Origin of the sequence: Micromonospora zingiberis (assembly GCF_004331455.1) — a bacterium.
Classification (GTDB): domain Bacteria; phylum Actinomycetota; class Actinomycetes; order Mycobacteriales; family Micromonosporaceae; genus Micromonospora; species Micromonospora zingiberis.
In genome coordinates, this window is the sequence record NZ_SJJR01000018.1 from 1 (window position 1) to 18,520 (window position 18,520).

Consider the following 18,520-nt stretch of genomic DNA (forward strand, 5'->3'; position numbering starts at 1 on the left):
CAACCCCTCGGCCACTTCCACCTCACCCCCGACCGCAACTACATCAGCCTCACCCGAACAAAATGATCAACAACTCATGACACATCTACCGGGACTTCCCCTTGACACATGTCTCGGGACAGGACAGTCCCCATGAGGGCCGTTTCGTACCAAGATCCGCAGCTAGAACCTAGCGCGCGATCATGGCCGGTTGCGCTGAGTCGACAGGCCGGCCGGCGGGGTCAGTTGCTGGCGAGGGCGTCGGCGGCAGCCGGGTCGCAGTCACGGAGGAACTGGGCGCAGCGGGCCGCCTCGTCGGCCTCGCCGATCGCGTCGGCGGACCGGGACAGCACGTACAGGCAGCGCAGGAAGCCACGGTTCGGCTCGTGTGCCCAGGGCACCGGGCCATGCCCCTTCCAGCCGTTGCGGCGCAGCTGGTCCAGGCCACGGTGGTAGCCGGTGCGGGCGTACGCGTACGCCTGAACGGCCTGGCCCTCGGCGAAGGCCCTCGCCGCCAGCGCGGCCCAGGCGGCGCTGTTGCTCGGGAACCGGGCCGCCGCCTCGGCGTACGCCTCGTCGCTGCCGCCCTGCTCGGCCACGGCCAGCGCGGCGTCGGCCTCCTCGTCGGCGGGCAGGAGCGTGGCGGGTGGCTCAGGTAGGAGGTTCTGCATCGCCCCATTCAACCCGCTTCGAACCGGGGTCCGCGAGCGGGTCCGGTAAGCCGGCTGGCTGAACGGCCGAGAGGTCCGTCACGCCTGCGGCCCATGCCCTCGTTCCGCAATTTCCACTACAACTGAAGCTCCGGAGCCTCCCCAGGGAACCGGAACTGCGGGAGCCCGGCCAGGCCGCCGGGTTCCCGCCCCTCGCCTTGACGCCCAGCCCGGTCAGCTGGCCACCGCCGCCGCGTCGCGGGGGCGCTCGGCGGGGGCCGAGCCGGCCGGGCAGGATGGTCGGGTGCCGACTCCACCCCCCGCGGACGTCATCGAGCCGCACACCTGGACAGACGAGATTCAGACCCGAGCCGAGTTCGACCGGCGGCTGACCACCGGAAGCCTGGTCGGCCTCACCATTCAAGGGCTTCGGCTGGACCTGGATCCGGCTCCGGATTTCACCGACGTCGAGGTGGCCGGGACCCTCTTCGTCGGCTGCCGCTTCGCTTCCCGACAGGTCGGCGCCGATCTGGTCCGTCGGGGTGCGAACGTGGTGCCGCCGTTCTCCGGGCTGCCGTACCCGACCCAGCCACCGCACCTCTACACCCCGGAGGAGTTGGCCGCCGGCTTCGCCGAGGGCGGGTTCGAGGCGATGTACGACAACCGGGTGTACACGCACTTCCGGGCCCACGGCGGGGCGCTGCCCGACGTGCGGGAGGCGCTCGGTCAGCGGCTGCACGACCACGGCGTGGACAACGCCCTCGCCGACGCCACCCGCGCCTGGCTGGCCATCCACGGGCCGCAGTCGGTCGTCGGCGTGATGGGCGGACACGCGGTACGCCGGGGCAGCCGGTCGTACCGGATGGCCGCCGTGCTCGGCTGGGAACTGGCCCGAGCCCACCGGCTGGTGGTCACCGGCGGCGGGCCGGGGGTGATGGAGGCCGCCAACCTGGGCGCGTACCTGTCGACCCGGCCGGCCGAGGACCTGACCGCCGCCATCGACCTGCTCGCCACCGCGCCCGACTTCACCGACCACGACCGCTACACGGCGGCGGCACTTCGCGTCCGGGAAACGTTCGGCCGGTCCGTCACGCCACCACCGGACGGCACCGAGCCGGTCACGGCATACCGGGCCGACTCGACCGCGTTGGCCACCGGTGACCTGGACTGGGCGGGCTGCGGCGGGCTGGCCGTACCGACCTGGCTGTACGGCCACGAACCGGCGAACCTGTTCGCCGGCCGGATCGCCAAGTACTTCTCGAACGCCATTCGGGAGGACACCATCCTGCGGCTGGCCCGAGGCGGGATCGTCTTCGCTCCGGGCCGGGCCGGCACGGTGCAGGAGGTGTTCCAGGCGGCCACCAAGACCTACTACGGCACCGACGGAGCCAGTGGCGCGTACGTGTTCCTGGACCGCACGTACTGGACGACCGAGCTTCCGGTGGAGTCGCTGCTGCGTCCGCTGCTGGCGACCTCGCCGTTCGGCGACCTGTCCGACACCGTGCACCTCACCGACGACGTCCACGAGGCCGTCCGCCTGCTGGTGGGGTAAGGAAGGGCACCTTCTTAACGCCTCCGGTAGCGGAAGGGCCCCTTGTTAACACCCCCACCCGCGCCAAGCAACTCACCCGGCAACGAACGCGGCGGCCGGCCCCGGGAACGGGACCGGCCGCCGTCGCATCAGCGGCTGAGCGTCACTTGGTCATCGTGGTGCCGGTCGAGCGCAGGTGCTCGCAGGCCTCCGCGACCCGGGCGGCCATGCCGGCCTCGGCGGCCTTGCCCCACACCCGCGGGTCGTACAGCTTCTTGTTGCCGACCTCGCCGTCGACCTTGAGTACGCCGTCGTAGTTGCGGAACATGTGGTCGGCGACCGGGCGGGAGAAGGTGTACTGGGTGTCGGTGTCGATGTTCATCTTCACCACGCCGTAGTCCAGCGCCTCCCGGATCTCCGACAGCAGCGAGCCGGAGCCACCGTGGAAGACCAGGCTGAGCGGCTTCTCCTTGCCGTACTTGGCGCCGACCGCCTCCTGGATCTGGTGGAGCACCTCGGGGCGGAGTTTGACGTTGCCCGGCTTGTAGACGCCGTGCACGTTGCCGAAGGTCAGCGCCGCCATGTAGCGGCCCTTCTCGCCCAGGCCGAGCGCGTCCACCATGGCCAGGCCGTCCTCGACAGTGGTGTAGAGCTTGTCGTTGATGGCGTTCTCGACGCCATCCTCTTCGCCGCCGACGACGCCGACCTCGATCTCCAGGACGATCTTGCCCTTGGCGGCCTCGGCGAGCAGCTGCTCGGCGATCTCCAGGTTCTCCGCCACCGGTACGGCCGAGCCGTCCCACATGTGCGACTGGAACAGCGGCTCCTGGCCGCCCTTCACCCGCTCCTGGGAGATGGCCATCAGCGGCCGGACGAACTTGTCCAGCTTGTCCTTCGGGCAGTGGTCGGTGTGCAGCGCGATGTTGACCGGGTACTTCTTGGCCACCTCGTGCGCGTACGCGGCGAACGCCACCGCGCCGGTGACCATGTCCTTGACCGACGGGCCGGAGAGGTACTCCGCGCCACCGGTGGAGACCTGGATGATGCCGTCGCTCTCCGCGTCGGCGAAGCCCTTGAGCGCCGCGTTGAGCGTCTGCGAGGACGTCACGTTGATCGCCGGGTACGCGTACCGGCCCGCCTTGGCGCGGTCCAGCATCTCGGCGTAAGCCTCGGGGGAAGCGATGGGCATGTCGAACGCTCCTTACTTGCCGCTGTCGGCCGTGCGGCCGCTGTTCTCCTTGCGTGCCGGTTTACGGCGCCTGACTCCATTGGGCACGCCGGACCGCGCTGTCCTCCGCGGGCAGTATCCCGTAGCTGGATCAGCCGGGCACAACCGGCCCAGTCCGCCGGGCGTTCACCGCCGGTCCGTCGTGTCGGGTACGACGACACTGATCAGCCAGGTGACCACTGCCATCACGATGGCTCCCCAGAAGGCCGCCCAGAATCCGTTCACGTGGAACGGCAGATGCAGTACGCGCGCGATCCAGTCGGTCAGCAGGAACAGCAACGCGTTGACCACCAGCGCGAACAGGCCGAGTGTCAGCAGGTAGAAGACGCAGCCCACCACCTTGATGACCGGCTTGAGCACCGCGTTGATCACCCCGAAGATCAACGCCACGACGAGCAGGGTCAAAGCGGTGTCGTAGCCGGTTCGTCCGGTCACCTCGACCCCGGGCACGATCAGCGTGGTGATCCACAGCGCGACGGCGGTTGTCGCCAGTCGGATGAGGAAGCCCACGACAACATCCTGGCACCGGGGCGGCCCCTGGCGGGGCGATTCGACCGACTGCACCTGTGCTCCGCGCCCGCCCGCCCCGCCGGTTACCAGCGAGGCGCGAGTGCAGCCCGTAACGTGTGTGGGTACCCGTCCACCGACTATCCGGAGGCATCGCATGGGTCAGCCTGACGAGGACTTCGCTCCCGGCGACCACCTCAGCCCGGAGGAACGCGATCTGGAGGCTGAGCCGGCCGACGCGATCGAGCAGGCGGCCGTGGTCGATCCCACCGAGGTCGAGGAGGAGCCGCACCGCGGCCTGGAGGTCGACGACTGGGACGCGATGGAACAGGCCCGGGTGGTCGCCGCCGACGAGGACGACTACCGCTGACGCCCAGCTGCGCTGCACGGCACCAGCCGAATTGACACGATCGGCTGGCCGTTCGGTGGATCTTCACTCCCGGACCACCATCACGGACAGCGGGAGTCCTCATCGATCCCTAAGCTCCGGGGCTCCACCTGCAATCCTCACGGGAGGACCCCGGAAATGTTCACCCGCTCCACCCGACGCTGGCTCGCCGGGCTGGGCGTGGCTGGCACACTCGTCGCCGCCTCCGCCAGCCCTGCTTCGGCCGAGGAGCCGAAGATCTCACTGGGCGTCTACTTCGGCGACAACACCATCGCCGCCGGCTCGCCCGGAAAGATCGACAGCCCGATCATCTTCGCCTCGTCGACGGTGGTCGTACGCGACCTGACCATCCGCTACGACTTCACCGACCTCGCGGGCGTGGCCACGTTCACGCCGGAAAGCTCGGCCGACTGGTGCAACTCGCCCGAGGCGAACGTACTGGTCTGCACCGATCCGTTCGAGCTGGAGATCTACGAGTCGGGCTTCGGTGGGCGCTTCCCGGTGGTGATCGCGCCGACGAACGAGGCGAAGGACGGCGACGAGGGCACCGTCAAGGTGAGCCTCAGCGCCGCCGGCTTCGCACCGGCCAGCTATGACGCACGAGTGCGCGTCGGCGAGGGTGTCGACCTGGCCGCCGGCGAGTCCGTCGAACGTGCCGCCGGCCCCGGTAAGAGCTTCACCGCCCCGCTGGTGGTCAGCAACGCCGGCGGCACGGTCGCCAAGGGCGCCACCGCGTTCTTCTTCAACGACTACGGCATCCAGGCCGACCAGCGCTACAGCAACTGCACGTACGTGGAGGCGCAGCTCCGCTCGTGCCACTTCGCCGGCGACCTGACGCCGGGTGTCAGCTATGCCGCCGAACTCGCCTACCGGGTCGCGAAGGACGCGTTCGCGCCGGGCTACGACCACGGCGAGGTCGTCTGGATGACGCCGGCCGAGGCCGATGACTTCGCGAAGTACCTGAAGGAATGGGGCGTCACGGCGGGCGAGCCGGGCACTGCCGGCGAGCTGAAGCTGACCGGAGCCGAGCCGCGCATCTCGGCACGTGGCTTCCAGGCGGACACCGAGCCCTACAACAACTGGTCGAGCCTGGCGGTGACGGTCACCGGAAAGAACAGCACCGACCTTGCCGCGATCGGTGACAAGGTGTCCGGCGCCGAGGGCGCCGAGGTCCTGGCGACCGTCGGTTTCCGCAACAACGGCCCGGCCACCCTGGACAACGGCCGCAGCGGATCCTCGGTCACCCATCTGGCGATCGAGATCCCCAAGGGCACGAGCGCTGTCAAGGTTCCCCAGGCGTGCGCTCCGGTCAACAACAAGGACGAGTGGGGTGAGCCGGGCGAGCCGGGTGGCCGGACGTACCGCTGCTTCCCCAGCTGGTTCATCAAGGCGGGGGACGAGGAGACCTTCGAGTTCGGGCTCCGGATCGACAAGGTCACCCCGAACGCGGCCGGCAAGGTGAAGGTCAACGTCCCGTGCAACTGCGACGGCGGCTTCTACGCCGACCTGAACCCCGCCAACGACACCGCCAAGATCATCGTTAACCCGACCCGTGGTCAGGACGATGGCGGCCAGGGCGGCGACGGCGGCATGCTGCCGATCACCGGCGCCAACACCGCCCTGATCGCGGGTGTCGGCGGTCTGCTGCTCGCGGCTGGCGCGGCCGGCTTCGTACTGACCCGGCGCCGTCGTACCCACTTCACTGCCTGACCCTCTCCACCAGCACGGACGATGCCCCGCCGCACCACGCGGCGGGGCATCGTCACATCGGCGCCCACGGTCGGCCTGCCCTGGCGCGCGACAGGGACGGGGTCGCCGCCGGTCGCGCGGCGATGGCTCCCGGCCGTGACCGTGCAGGCTGGACACTGCCGGGCGCCCCGGTAGCCTGGGCCGCCGTGGCAGCGGCCACATGGACTGGTCGAACGACTTACGGAGCGGAATCTTCATGGCATTGGGGCAACGGGTAGGTGACGGCCTGCGTGGCGCGGCGATCGGCGTGGCCGAGGCGGTGCCGGGGATCAGCGGCGGAACCATCGCACTGGTCACCGGTGTGTACGAGCGGCTCATCGCGTCCGCCGGTCACGTGGTGAGCGCCGCCCGGTACGCGGCCTCCGACGTCCCCCGCGGACGTGGCTGGACGCGCACCCAGCACCAGCTACGCCAGGTGCACTGGGATCTGGTCGTCCCACTGCTGATCGGCATGCTGCCAGGGCTGCTCATCGCCGCGAAGACGCTGGAGCCGCTGCTGACCGGCTACCCGGAACACACCCGAGGGCTCTTCCTCGGGCTGGTGCTCGCCTCGGTGCTGGTGCCGATCTCGATGGTCGGCGCACCGTGGCGGCGGGTCGAGATCGTCGCCCTGGCCCTCGCTGCGGTGGCCGCGTTCGCGCTGACCGGCCTACCGCAGGCCACCCTTGATCCGCACCCGATGATCGTGCTGGTGGCGGCGGCCGTCGCGGTGTGCGCCCTGGTGATGCCCGGAGTGTCCGGGTCGTTCCTGCTGCTGACCGTCGGCCTCTACGAACCGACGATCACCGCGTTGAACGACCGCGACTTCGGCTACCTGGCGATCTTCGCGACCGGCATGGTGATCGGCCTGTCGCTCTTCGTCAAGTTTCTTCAGTGGCTGCTGGAGCAGCACCGCAGGATGACCCTCGCGGTGATGTCCGGTGCGCTGCTGGGCAGCCTGCGGGCACTCTGGCCGTGGCAGTCCGAGGAGCGGGACCTGCACGCCCCGGGCGACAACCTACTGCCCATCGTCGCGCTGTTCCTGGTCGGCGTCGCCGTGGTCACGGCAATGGTCATCGCCGAGCGTCGCCGGCTCCGCCGCGCCGCCCAGGATGTCACCGAGCAGGCGTACGAGCCGACGCACGTACGCTGACGCCCGCCGTCTGGTGGCTACTCAACTGGGTAGCCACCAGACGGCTGTGACTCAGCGAGCCTTCTTGGTGGCCCGCTTGCGCGGCGGGGTCAGCAGGTCGGCGATCGTGGCGATCGCACTCGGGACCAGTCGGTAGTAGGCCCACACACCGCGCTTCTCCCGCTCCAGCAAGCCGGCCTCGGTGAGGATACGCAGGTGGTGGCTGACCGTCGGCTGGGAGAGGCCGAGCGGTGCGGTCAGGTCGCACACGCACGCCTCGCCCTCAGGCGCCGACTGGATCAGGCTGAGCAGCCGCAGCCGCGCGGGGTCAGCAAGGGCCTTGAGGACCCCGGCCAGCCGCTCGGCGTCGGCACGTTCGATCGGCTCGCCGGCAAGCGGCGAGATCTGAGGCATAGTCATTTCGGCCAACGCAGTTCCCACGTATTCCATCCTTCCACCAGCAGCATCGATCCGCCTGCATATCAGCAGATCCGAATCGGCAGACTTTTACGCCACAAGGCCGAGGTCAGCCAACGTATAGGCCGCCCGATAGGGCAATCCGGCGGCTCGCACCGCGTCGCCGGCACCACGATCAACGATAACCGCCACCCCCACGACGTCGGCCCCGGCCTCGCGAAGAGCCTCGACGGCGGTCAACACACTTCCGCCGGTGGTGGAGGTGTCCTCCACCGCCAGCACCCGACGACCGGCCACATCCGGACCTTCGATCCTTCGTTGCAGCCCGTGCGCCTTGCCCGCCTTCCGCACCACGTACGCGTCCAATGGACGCCCGGTGGCGTGCAGCATCGACAGGGCGATGGGATCCGCGCCCAACGTCAGGCCGCCCACTGCGTCGTATGACCAGTCGGCGGTCAACTCCCGCATCACCCGGCCGACCAACGGGGCCGCCTGGTGATGGAGCGTGACGCGCCTGAGGTCGACGTACCAGTCGGCCTCCTGCCCTGAGGAGAGCACCACCCGGCCGTGGACCACAGCCAGGTCAGAGATGAATTTACGCAGGTCGTCGTGGTCCCCCATGGCGATAGAGGGTACTGCGGAAAGCTGTGCGTCGCGTGCGCGGGCCACCTGCGGCAACCCTTACGGGCGACCGACGAGCGACGATGCCCGTTACGTTGAGTCAATCATCGGGGCGGATCGAGTGACCTGACGTCGGTTCGGGCGGCTATGCCCACTGGGCTTTGCCGGGTCAGCCGCGATCGCGGCCGATGCGGCCACGGGTGTCCCGGCCGACCAGGTCGATCAGTCGACGCGGCGCGTGTCGCAGGCCCGCCACGGCCAGTTTGTACTTCCACGACGGAACACTTACCAACTTGCCTTTGCCCAGGTCACGAAGGGCTTCGTCGACCACGGCCGGGGCGCCGAGCCACATCCATTCGGGGGTTTTCGACATGTCGATGCCGGCTCGTTGGTGGAACTCGGTGCGCGTGTAGCCAGGACAGAGCGCCATCACCCGTACCCCGTAGGGACGCGCGGACTGGCCGACCGACTCGCTGAAGTTGGTGACCCACGCCTTGCTGGCGGGGTACGTCGAACCGGGCATGACCGCACCGAACCCGGCTACGGAAGAGACATTAATCACTGCCCCGGCCCGCCGCTCGGTCATCGTGCGCAGCGCAGCCAAGGTAAGCCGCATCACCGCGTGCACGTTGAGCCGGAGCAGCCGGGCCTCGTCCTGGGCGGACGACCGCAGGAACGGCGTGTTCAAGCTGATCCCGGCGTTGTTGACCAGTAGTTCGACGGGCGGGCTGTCGGCCAGTCGCCGCTCCACCTGCTCGCAACCGTCGTCAGTGGACAGGTCGGCGGTGATGGTTTCGGTCTCCACGCCGTGCCGACCGGTCAGCTCGGCGGCCTGTGCGGCGAGCCGGTCGCCGTCCCGGGCGACGAGCACCAGGTGCCACCCGTCGGCGGCGAGTCGCCCGGCGAACGCCGCTCCGATGCCTGCGGTCGCCCCGGTGATCAACGCCCAACGCCCGGCGGCCGGCTGCTCGGGCGTCACAGGTTCGGGCGTCACGGGGCTGCTCACCTCGGCGGGTACGGGGGCGGCTGCGGAGCCCCAGGCGGCGGATAGGGGTGGTACGGCGGTGCTGGCGGCGGTCCACCCGGCTGATAGGACAACGGCGCGGGGGCCGAGGGGCGCCGGAACCAGGCATTGGCCGAAGGCAACGCCAGCAGTACGGCTACCACAAGGTAACCGAGCACCTGGGCGACCGAAAGGGTCGCGGTGAGCGGAATCCACCACAACGGGTAGGCGTCCCCAGCGAGCTCGGCCAGCTCGGCGGCGGCCTGGTCGTCACCGAAGTCGAGCGGCGTCACGCGCTGGACGAACAGGGTCACGCTGGCGCAACAGCCGAGGAGCACGCCGAACCCGGCGACCACCCAGGTGGCCACCCGGGCGGCGGGCCGGCGGGCGGCCAGGCCGAGCGCGAGGCCGGCGAGGAGCAGCCCGGCGAGCACGCTCACCACCGCCGACAGCACGATCGACGTCAGCAGGAGGGCGGCCATCGCGTCGATCTGGCTGCCGTCGGCCGAGGTGCCGGTGGCCGCAGCGCGGAACCGGTCCAGGGTGCCACCGAGCATGGTCAGCCCCGCCACGGCGTACCCGAGGGCCCCGAGCGCCATCACCACCAGCACCGTCACGGCGAGCCGGACCACACCCGGCCGGCCGGCTGGCGCCTGTTCGGGGTACGACACGACGAGTCCCTCCGGTAGGCGTTCGGGAAGCAACCTACTCGGAGGGACCGTCACAGTCGCGGCGGTTCGGGCGTGTCGAGGTCCCGACGCGGGCCACGCGGGCCCGGGGCAGGGCCTCGACCGGACCCGAACCGCCCTCGATCAGTTGGAGCTGCCGCTGGGCGGCTGGTCGCCGGGTTGCCCCGGCCCGTCGGCCGGCGGGTTCGGCCCACCCTGGTCGCCCGACTGCCCGGAGGACGTCTGGCCGGGAATCGGCGGGTAACCGGGCTCACCGGACTGTTGCGCGGCACCCGGCTGACCGGGTGCCGGCGGGTAGCCGGGCTGACCGGGCTGACCGGGATAACCGGGCTGACCCGGATAGCCCGGCTGACCCGGGTAGCCGGGCTGACCGGGGTAACCCGGCTGACCCGGGTAGCCGGGCTGGCCGGGCTGGCCGGGGTAGGTGCCGCCGGGAGTCGGCGGCTCCCACTGCGGCGCCGGCTTGCGGAAGTACTCGTTCGCCTTCGGCAGGGCCAGCAGGATCAGCGCCACCAGCAGCGAGATCAGACTGATCACGCCGACCAGGATGCTGACCGGGGTGGCCCAGGAGGGCAGTGCCTCCTCCACCCGGCGCTGGATCTCCTCGGGGCTCGGCATGTCCCCGCTGGTGTCGTTCGGTGCGGTCAGGCCGCCGGTCGCGCTGCCGAGGATGTTGAACCCGTTGCAGCAGAACAGGATGCCGCCCACGATCCAGGTGGCGATCCGCGTACCGTTCTTGCCGCGCAGGTTCACCAGACCCAGACCGGCCAGCGCCAGTGCCGCCGCCAGCATGAAGGCGGCGGTTGCGACGGCGACGGCGACCGCCAGGTCGGCGATCCCCTCCATTCCTTCGCCCCCGCTGCCCTGTAGGGCATCCTCCATCGCGTCACGTACGGTGCCGATGGTGGCCAGCGTCACGATCGCACCGATCAGCTGGCAGATCGCGAACAGCAACAGCAGGTAGGTGGATATCGTCACCACGCCCGGACGGGACCGGACCGGGGTGCTCTGAGGATCGACCATCTCTCTCCTTCCCTAAAACGCGCTTCACCGTATCGGCACCCGACCAGTTCGGCATGACAACGACGCCAGTGCATCCGGCGGGTCAGCCGTCGCAACGGATCATCGGCTCTGGGGATGGACGATCACGTCGGCGCGGTCCAGGCGCTCACCCCGGGCCACGTGCCAGCCGGCTTCGCCGTACGCCTCGAAGGTGAGACGAGCGCCGCCGGCCGCTCGATAGTCGTGATAGCGCATCACGCCGCTCGGGGCGAGCCCGGTAGCGCCGGTGGCGGTGTAGCGGGCCTGGCCGGACTCGCGCCAGCCGTACCGCCGGCCGGCGAACTCGACGACCGGGGCACCGGCGGTGCCGGCACCGCCCGCCTCCGGCCGCCAGAGCACCAACTCGAACTCGGGGTTCTCCGCCACGGAGAGTCGGCGCCGGCCATCGGGATCGTCGAGCAGATGCTCGGCCCAGGTCCACTCGCCCTCGACCAGGCGGACCGAGCCGCGTACCGGATAGGCCACGTCCCCGATCTCGACGATGTCGCCGACCTCGATCCGGCGCGGATCGGACCGTTCGCCGCGCGGCGGGTTGTGCGGCGGACCCAGCGTGCGCGGTGGGCGGCGGAACCAACGCCGCCAGAACGTGGCCGACAGCGCCGACCCGAGCGCCGTCACCAGGTACACCCATGCCTTGCCCACCTGGTCACCTCCCGAGGTCAGTCGGCCGAGACAGGTACCCATGATCCGTGCCGTGCCGAGCGGTCTGCCAACCGGCCGCCTTTGCTCGGAGTCAGGAACCGGCGAGCCGGTCCGCGGCGTACTCGCCGACCGTGGTGCTGCCGAGTACGCAGCCGGTGGCGGTGTTCACCTCCGCCGAGTCGGCGCGCAACCCGGCCCAGGCCGCCCGCCCGGCCACCGGATCGAGCCGTTCCAGCAGGGTGGCGGCATAGACCCGGGCGGCCGGCGACCTCGCCGACAGCAGGCGTTCGAGCTGTCCGCGTACCTCGTCGGGGTGGTCGGCCGTCGCCGCCTCGACCCGCTGGTATGCCTCGGTCTCCGGCAGCAGGGTTCCGGCCAGCCCCACCCCGCCGAAGGAAACCGTCTCGGCGTCGGCGAGGACCGCGACCGCGGCCGCCAACTCGTCGCGCTGTCGTCTGGTCCCGAACATGTCTCCATCCTGGCCCGGACCGGCCGGCGGCGCACTGTCCCGGTGCCAACTGGCCCGATTCGGCGGTCAGGCGGCGGTCACCGAGAGGCCGTCCTTGCCGTCGGCAAGGTCGACCCGCACCGTGTCGCCGTCTCGGACCACGCCGCCGAGCAGGGCCTTGGCGAGTTGGTCGCCGATCGCGGACTGGACCAGCCGGCGCAGCGGCCGGGCGCCGTAGATGGGGTCGTACCCGTGCTCGGCGAGCCAGGTGCGCGCGGCGTCGCTGACGTCCAGCGCCAACCGGCGGTCGGCGAGCCGGCGCCGCAGTCGGGAAATCTGGATGTCCACGATGGCCCGCAGATCGTCACCGTGGAGGGCGGCGAAGACCACGATGTCGTCGAGCCGGTTCAGGAACTCCGGCTTGAAGTGCGACCGGACCACCGCGAGTACGCCCTCCCGGCGCTGTTCCTCGGCCAGCGTCAGATCGCTGATCACCGCCGATCCCAGGTTCGAGGTGAGGATCAGGATGGCGTTGCGGAAGTCGACGGTACGGCCCTGGCCGTCGGTGAGCCGGCCGTCGTCGAGCACCTGGAGCAGGATGTCGAAGACGTCCGGGTGCGCCTTCTCCACCTCGTCCAGCAGGATCACCGAGTACGGCCGGCGACGCACCGCCTCGGTGAGCTGGCCGCCCTCCTCGTACCCGACGTAGCCGGGCGGAGCACCGACCAGGCGGGCCACGGAGTGCTTCTCGCCGTACTCGCTCATGTCGATGCGGACCATGGCCCGTTCGTCGTCGAAGAGGAACTCGGCGAGCGCCTTGGCCAGCTCGGTCTTGCCGACACCGGTCGGGCCGAGGAAGAGGAAGCTGCCGGTCGGCCGGTCCGGGTCGGCGACGCCGGCCCGAGCGCGGCGTACCGCGTCGGAGACCGCACCGACCGCCTCGGCCTGGCCGATCACCCGCTCGCGCAGCGACTCCTCCATCCGCAGCAGCTTGGCGGTCTCGCCCTCCAACAGCCGACCGGCGGGGATGCCGGTCCAGGAGGCGACCACGGCGGCGATGTCGTCGGCGCCGACCTCCTCCTTGAGCATCGCGCCGTCGGCCTGGAGCCGGGCCAGTTCCTCCTCCGCCTGCTTCAGCTCGTTGTTCAGTGCCGGGATCCGGCCGTACCGCAGCTCGGCCGCGCGTTCCAGCTCGCCGTCCCGCTCGGCCCGCTCGGCCTCGCCACCGAGGCGCTCCAACTCCTCCTTGGCGGTGGAGAGCTTGGTGATGTGGGTCTTCTCCAGCTTCCACCGCTCGGAGAGGGCGGTGAGCTGCTCACGCTTGTCGGCCAACTCCTTGCGCAGCCGTTCGAGGCGCTCGGCGGAGGCGGCGTCCGGCTCCTTGGCCAGCGCCATCTCCTCGATCTCCAGCCGGCGTACCGCCCGCTCGATCTCGTCCACCTCGACCGGCCGGGAGTCGATCTCCATCCGGAGCCGGGACGCGGACTCGTCGACCAGGTCGATCGCCTTGTCCGGCAGGAACCGGTCGGTGATGTACCGGTCGGAGAGCGCGGCGGCGGCGACCAGGGCGGCGTCGGTGATGCGTACGCCGTGGTGCACCTCGTAGCGCTCCTTGAGGCCACGGAGGATGCCGATGGTGTCCTCGACGGTCGGCTCGCCGACCAGCACCGGCTGGAAGCGCCGCTCCAGGGCCGGGTCCTTCTCGATGTGCTCGCGGTACTCGTCCAGCGTGGTCGCACCGACCATCCGCAGTTCGCCACGGGCCAGCATCGGCTTGAGCATGTTGCCGGCGTCCATCGAGCCCTCGCCCTTGCCGGCGCCGACCACGGTGTGCAGCTCGTCGAGGAAGGTGATGACCTGCCCGTCGGAGTTCTTGATCTCCTCCAGGACGGACTTGAGTCGCTCCTCGAACTGGCCCCGGTACGACGCACCGGCGACCATCGCACCGAGGTCGAGCGAGACCAGCTTCTTGTCGCGCAGCGACTCGGGTACGTCACCGGCGACGATCCGCTGGGCCAGGCCCTCCACGATGGCGGTCTTGCCGACGCCGGGCTCGCCGATCAGCACCGGGTTGTTCTTCGTACGCCGGGACAGCACCTGGATCACCCGGCGGATCTCGGAGTCCCGGCCGATCACCGGGTCGATCTTGCCGTCCCGGGCGCTCGCGGTCAGGTCGACGCCGTACTTGGCCAGCGCCTGGTAGGTCTGCTCCGGATCGGCGGTGGTCACCCGGCGGTCCCCGCCACGCACCGTCGGGAAGGCGGCGACCAGCGTCTCCTCGGTGGCACCAGCCGCCTTGAGGGCACCGGAGACGGCGCCGCCGACCCGGGCCAGCCCGGCCAGCAGATGCTCGGTGGAGGTGTACTCGTCGCCCAGCGGGCGGGCGATCTGCTCGGCCGCGCCGATGGCGTTGACGAACTCACGGGCCAGGGTCGGCTCGGCGATGCTGGAGCCCCGCGCGGCGGGCAACGCGTCGACGGCGCGCTGGGCGACCCGGCGCAGCTCGGCGGGGTCGGCCCCGACGGCGCGCAGCAGGCCGGCGGCGGTGGAACCCTCGGTGTCCAGCAGCGACAGCAGCAGGTGCCACGGCTCGACCGTGGCGTGCCCGCGCTGGTTGGCCAGGGCTACGGCACCGGTGATGGTTTCGCGGCTCTTGGTGGTGAGGCGTTCGGTGTTCATGGGCTCCCCTGGATCGGTGTGTCCACTGGTACCGACAGAACCAGAGTTGAGCCTATTCCGCTCAACCCTGGGCGTGTGACATGCACCACTCCATCACCCCGGCGCGGTGCACGAAACTACCTAAGGTCTTCCTGATTGACCGCCGAGGGCGGGGCGGGCGCAGGGAGCCTGTCGAGCTGAACCGTTCGCGCTGTCAACGCGGCAGCGTAGAGCCTGCACGCGGGGGAGATCTTGGTACAAATTTGCCCCTTGAGGGGCGCACTCGTACCAAGATCTCGGGCGCCGGTCGCTTTACGGCACGGATCAGTCCGTCTCGATGATCACGGCTGTCCAGGTGCGGTCGCCGAAGTGGCCGGACCCGAGCAGGATGCCCTCCGGCGTCGTCGCGAACAGGGTGCTGTCGGAGAGCAGCCGGAGGTGGTCATCCTTGGTCAGGGGCCAGGGCAGGTCGACGTAGCGGCCACCGACCACCGCTCCGGGGCCCTGCGGACCGAGTACCGCCACCACACCGGCACCGAGCGGAACGACCTGCCCCGACTCCGGCTGCCCCTCGGCGCGGACCAGTTGCCAGGACTCACCCGCAAGCCGCCACAGCGCCGGGAAGCCCATCCGGTCTGGCCGCTCGCCGACCAGCCAGATTTCCCCGGCCACCGCCGCCAGGCGGAGTCTGTCAACCGTACCGTCGGGCGCCGGTACCCGGGTCTCCCGCCACGTCGCGCCCTCGTTCCAGGAGATGGCGGCGTGTAGCTTGTGGTCTGCGGTCGCCCCGGCGGCCACCACCGGCCCACCCCACGTGCCGCCGTCGGAGTTCGTCCTACCGGCGCCCTGCACGACCGTGGTCAACGCGGGCAGCGGCGGCTGTACGGGCAGTGCGTGCAGGGCTTCGCCCGCCCAGCTGCCGACCTCGCCGGTGCCCTCGATGATCTGGAATCGTCCCTGGGCGGCCTGCCATCGCGCGGGCACCGCCTCGCCCGGACTGTGCCGGAAGGTCTTGCCACCGTCGGTGGACGTCCACCAGCCGTACGGCCGAGCGGACAACGCCAGCACCCCCGGCGCGGTGAACATCTGCTGTTCGTCGGCCACCGGCTTCGGATGACGCAGCCGCTGCCAGGACCGGCCGCCATCGCCGGTGGACCAGAGCAGGGCGCGGCAGTCCGGGTCGGGCGGCTGGCCGTCGCAGGCCGCGAAGAGGGCGTACCCCTGGTCGGCGTCGACGAACTCGACGTGCGGTCGGTCGTACCTCGATGGGACGGCGAGCCGGTTGACGCGGGTCTCCGCGACGGACGCCGAGGGCGGCGGCGGTCCGGACGGGTCGGGGCTGGACGAGATCGGCGGCGGCGCGGGCGGGGTCCGGCGGATGTCTCCGATCGAGCAGCCCGACAGGATCACTACCAGGGCAAACAGGGCCAGACAGCGGGTTCGGCGCACAGTCACTCGGCCTCCGTCGCGGGAGTAGCCTGAGCCCGTGCGAGTTCGTGTCGAACAGACGGCTCTACCGGGCATCGGCGTACGTCATGACATGATGACGGAATCCGGCCGCCGCCTGGGGGTGGTGTCCCACCGCAACGGTCGCCGAGACCTCGTCCTGTACGACCCGGACGACCCCGACGGCTGCGCGGCGGACATCGCGCTCACCGACGACGAGGCGGCGGCGTTGGCCGACATCCTCGGCGCGTCACTGATCCTGGGACAGCTCTCCGGGCTGCGCGAGCAGGCGGCCGGGCTGCTCACCGAACAGATCGCCATTCCGGCCTCCTCGACCTACGTCAACCGCCCGATGGGCGACGCGAAGGTGCGCAGTCGTACGAGCGCCTCGATCGTGGCCGTCCTGCGCGCCGGTGAGGTGATCGTCTCGCCGCCACCGACCTTCCGTTTCGCGGCCGGCGACGTGGTGGTGGTGGTCGGCAACCGGCAGGGTCTGGACGGGGTGAGTGCGATCTTCGCCGACGACGATCCGACCGGCTGACCTCCGGTGCACGACTTCACTAACCTGCTCATCCAGGTCGGTGCGCTGCTGTTCCTGCTCGGCCTGCTCGGGCGGCTCGGCCGCCGGATCGGGCTCTCACCGATCCCGCTGTACCTGCTGGCCGGGCTCGCCTTCGGCCACGGCGGCATCCTGGAGCTGAACGCCAGCGAGGAGTTCTTCGCCCTCGGCGCCGAGATCGGCGTGATCCTGCTCCTGCTGATGCTCGGCCTGGAGTACTCGGCCGGTGAGTTGGTCGGCAACCTACGGTCGGCCGCACCGGCGGGTCTGCTGGACGCGGTGCTGAACGCGCTGCCGGGCGCGGCCTTCGCGCTGCTGCTCGGCTGGGGCTGGCTGGCCGCCGTGGTGCTCGCCGGGATCACCTGGGTCTCCTCCTCCGGCGTGATCGCCAAGGTCCTCGGCGACCTGGGGCGGCTCGGTAACCGGGAAACGCCGGTGGTCCTTTCCGTGCTGGTGGTCGAGGACCTGGCCATGGCGTTCTACCTGCCGCTGGTGACCGCACTGCTCGCCGGCGTCGGGCTGGTCCAGGGCGGTGTCGCGCTCGGAATCGCGGTGTTGACGGTGGTCACCGTCCTGGTGGTCGCGCTCCGCTACGGAAACCTCATCTCCCGGGCGATGTCCGCCGACAACCCCGAGGCGCTGCTGCTCGGTGTCCTCGGCCTGACCCTGCTGGTGGCCGGGGCGGCGGCGAAGCTCCAGGTGTCCGCGGCGGTGGGGGCGTTCCTGGTCGGTATCGCGCTCTCCGGGCCGGTCGCCCACCACGCCACCGAGTTGCTCACGCCGGTACGTGACCTGTTCGCCGCCGTCTTCTTCGTCTTCTTCGGGCTGGCCACCGACCCCCGGCACATCCCGCCGGTGCTGCTGCCCGCGCTGCTGCTCGCACTGGTCACCATGGCGACCAAGACGCTCACCGGCTATCTCGCCGCCCGGCGGGTCGGCATCGCCGAGCCGGGCCGGTGGCGGGCCGGGCTGGCACTGGTGCCCCGGGGTGAGTTCTCCATCGTCATCGCGGGCCTCGCGGTGGCGGCCGGCAGCGTCTCGCCGAAGCTGGCGGCACTCGCCGCGACGTACGTTCTGATCACGGTGGTAAGTGGGCCGATGCTCGCCCGGCTGCCGGATCTGCCCCGGGCCAAGAAATGGCTGCGGAAGCGGGCGGTTCCGCAACGGGTCGGGACGGCGACGGTGGACCGGGCGTGACCGGGCAAACCGGCCGAGTGAGCGGACCGGTTCGGCCGTCCGGACGATCCGGCCCACCCGACAGACGCGGAATTGCTTCTGGGAAGGGCTACCCGTACTCACCGGTACCGCGTTACCGTGTCGCCCCAGCAGCCAGGGTTCGCGTAGGGCGGACGACGCCCCCACGGGCAGAGCGGAAGGTTGGCCGGTGAGCGTGCAGGAGTCAGCGTTCCACGGCTTCGCCAACCCCGTCGACCCGACTCCGGCGGAGTTGCGGGCGTGGGCGTACAACCCCGATTCGGTGCCGTTGACGTCCATGCCACCGGACTGGGACCTGCTGGTCTCGGGTGACCGCCTGGTGACGACGTTGTTCGACCTGGCGATGGACCCGACCTGTCCGGCCCGGCGGTTCGCCCTGCACTGCCTGTACATCTACGCCGCCGACGGGATCCGGACGAACTTCCGGGCGCATCCCCGGCGACGCTTCCGCAAGCTGGTGGACCAGGCCGAGCGCAACGGCGACGAGATGATGCGCATTTGGGCGCACAACAGCCGGGTACTGCTGACCCGTCCGGAGTTGTTCGTCTACCGGGAATGGTGCGAAGGCGGCCTGGTCCGCGAGGGTCGCCGCCTCTGAGCCCCCGCGCAGATCTTGG

General features: G+C 70.5%; 19 protein-coding genes. 7 read left to right on the forward strand and 12 right to left on the reverse strand.

Features of this window, described 5'->3' with window-relative positions:
• Positions 1-221: 221 nt before the first annotated feature.
• Positions 222-650, reverse strand: a complete 429-nt coding sequence (locus tag E0H26_RS22115) for a DUF3151 domain-containing protein (protein WP_131306790.1) — start codon at positions 648-650, stop codon at positions 222-224.
• Between the two features lie 283 nt (positions 651-933).
• On the opposite strand from E0H26_RS22115, the gene E0H26_RS22120 reads away from it, so the two are divergent.
• The gene (locus E0H26_RS22120) at positions 934-2,181 is read left to right on the forward strand and encodes an LOG family protein (protein WP_206025297.1); all 1,248 of its coding nucleotides are present in this window, start codon (positions 934-936) and stop codon (positions 2,179-2,181) included.
• A 142-nt stretch (positions 2,182-2,323) separates the two neighbouring features.
• Here the strand turns inward: E0H26_RS22120 and fbaA are convergent, their stop codons facing one another.
• Both fbaA and E0H26_RS22130 read right to left on the reverse strand, forming a co-directional pair.
• Positions 2,324-3,349 (reverse strand): class II fructose-bisphosphate aldolase, encoded by a 1,026-nt coding sequence (fbaA, locus tag E0H26_RS22125; protein ID WP_131306794.1) that lies wholly within the window; start codon positions 3,347-3,349, stop codon positions 2,324-2,326.
• 165 nt (positions 3,350-3,514) lie between these two features.
• Positions 3,515-3,898 (reverse strand): phage holin family protein, encoded by a 384-nt coding sequence (locus E0H26_RS22130; RefSeq protein WP_131306796.1) that lies wholly within the window; start codon positions 3,896-3,898, stop codon positions 3,515-3,517.
• Positions 3,899-4,052: 154 nt separating this feature from the next.
• On the opposite strand from E0H26_RS22130, the gene E0H26_RS22135 reads away from it, so the two are divergent.
• From E0H26_RS22135 to E0H26_RS22145, 3 genes are all read left to right on the forward strand, one after another.
• The gene (locus tag E0H26_RS22135) at positions 4,053-4,265 is read left to right on the forward strand and encodes a hypothetical protein (RefSeq protein ID WP_131306798.1); all 213 of its coding nucleotides are present in this window, start codon (positions 4,053-4,055) and stop codon (positions 4,263-4,265) included.
• A gap of 156 nt (positions 4,266-4,421) precedes the next feature.
• Entirely contained in the window at positions 4,422-5,993 is a 1,572-nt protein-coding gene (locus E0H26_RS22140; RefSeq protein WP_131306800.1) for an LPXTG cell wall anchor domain-containing protein, read from the forward strand.
• A 235-nt stretch (positions 5,994-6,228) separates the two neighbouring features.
• A complete protein-coding gene (locus tag E0H26_RS22145; RefSeq protein ID WP_206025301.1) occupies positions 6,229-7,164 on the forward strand; it encodes a DUF368 domain-containing protein in 936 nt (311 codons plus the stop codon).
• A gap of 51 nt (positions 7,165-7,215) precedes the next feature.
• Here E0H26_RS22145 and E0H26_RS22150 read toward each other — a convergent pair whose 3' ends face one another.
• The 9 genes from E0H26_RS22150 to E0H26_RS22190 all read right to left on the reverse strand — a co-directional run bounded on the left by E0H26_RS22150 (position 7,216) and on the right by E0H26_RS22190 (position 16,138).
• The gene (locus E0H26_RS22150; protein WP_007454255.1) at positions 7,216-7,593 is read right to left on the reverse strand and encodes an ArsR/SmtB family transcription factor; all 378 of its coding nucleotides are present in this window, start codon (positions 7,591-7,593) and stop codon (positions 7,216-7,218) included.
• A gap of 57 nt (positions 7,594-7,650) precedes the next feature.
• Positions 7,651-8,181, reverse strand: coding sequence for an orotate phosphoribosyltransferase (locus E0H26_RS22155; RefSeq protein WP_131306801.1), 531 nt, complete (start codon positions 8,179-8,181; stop codon positions 7,651-7,653).
• A 169-nt stretch (positions 8,182-8,350) separates the two neighbouring features.
• Complete coding sequence (locus E0H26_RS22160; protein WP_131306997.1) at positions 8,351-9,160, reverse strand: SDR family NAD(P)-dependent oxidoreductase; 810 nt, start codon at positions 9,158-9,160, stop codon at positions 8,351-8,353.
• A gap of 23 nt (positions 9,161-9,183) precedes the next feature.
• Positions 9,184-9,855, reverse strand: a complete 672-nt coding sequence (locus E0H26_RS22165) for a hypothetical protein (protein WP_131306803.1) — start codon at positions 9,853-9,855, stop codon at positions 9,184-9,186.
• 141 nt (positions 9,856-9,996) lie between these two features.
• Positions 9,997-10,896, reverse strand: a complete 900-nt coding sequence (locus E0H26_RS22170; RefSeq protein ID WP_240742310.1) for a polyadenylate binding domain-containing protein — start codon at positions 10,894-10,896, stop codon at positions 9,997-9,999.
• A gap of 99 nt (positions 10,897-10,995) precedes the next feature.
• Complete coding sequence (locus E0H26_RS22175) at positions 10,996-11,577, reverse strand: DUF4178 domain-containing protein (protein WP_240742311.1); 582 nt, start codon at positions 11,575-11,577, stop codon at positions 10,996-10,998.
• Positions 11,578-11,668: 91 nt separating this feature from the next.
• Entirely contained in the window at positions 11,669-12,046 is a 378-nt protein-coding gene (locus tag E0H26_RS22180) for a hypothetical protein (protein WP_131306807.1), read from the reverse strand.
• A gap of 66 nt (positions 12,047-12,112) precedes the next feature.
• Positions 12,113-14,704, reverse strand: coding sequence for an ATP-dependent chaperone ClpB (clpB, locus tag E0H26_RS22185; RefSeq protein WP_131306809.1), 2,592 nt, complete (start codon positions 14,702-14,704; stop codon positions 12,113-12,115).
• Between the two features lie 303 nt (positions 14,705-15,007).
• Positions 15,008-16,138, reverse strand: coding sequence for a hypothetical protein (locus tag E0H26_RS22190; RefSeq protein WP_131306811.1), 1,131 nt, complete (start codon positions 16,136-16,138; stop codon positions 15,008-15,010).
• Between the two features lie 31 nt (positions 16,139-16,169).
• On the opposite strand from E0H26_RS22190, the gene E0H26_RS22195 reads away from it, so the two are divergent.
• The 3 genes from E0H26_RS22195 (at position 16,170) to E0H26_RS22205 (ending at position 18,501) form a co-directional block, all read left to right on the forward strand.
• A complete protein-coding gene (locus tag E0H26_RS22195; RefSeq protein ID WP_131306813.1) occupies positions 16,170-16,670 on the forward strand; it encodes a cation:proton antiporter regulatory subunit in 501 nt (166 codons plus the stop codon).
• A 6-nt stretch (positions 16,671-16,676) separates the two neighbouring features.
• A complete protein-coding gene (locus tag E0H26_RS22200) occupies positions 16,677-17,885 on the forward strand; it encodes a cation:proton antiporter (RefSeq protein ID WP_131306815.1) in 1,209 nt (402 codons plus the stop codon).
• Positions 17,886-18,072: 187 nt separating this feature from the next.
• The gene (locus E0H26_RS22205; RefSeq protein WP_131306817.1) at positions 18,073-18,501 is read left to right on the forward strand and encodes a hypothetical protein; all 429 of its coding nucleotides are present in this window, start codon (positions 18,073-18,075) and stop codon (positions 18,499-18,501) included.
• Positions 18,502-18,520: the final 19 nt, after the last annotated feature.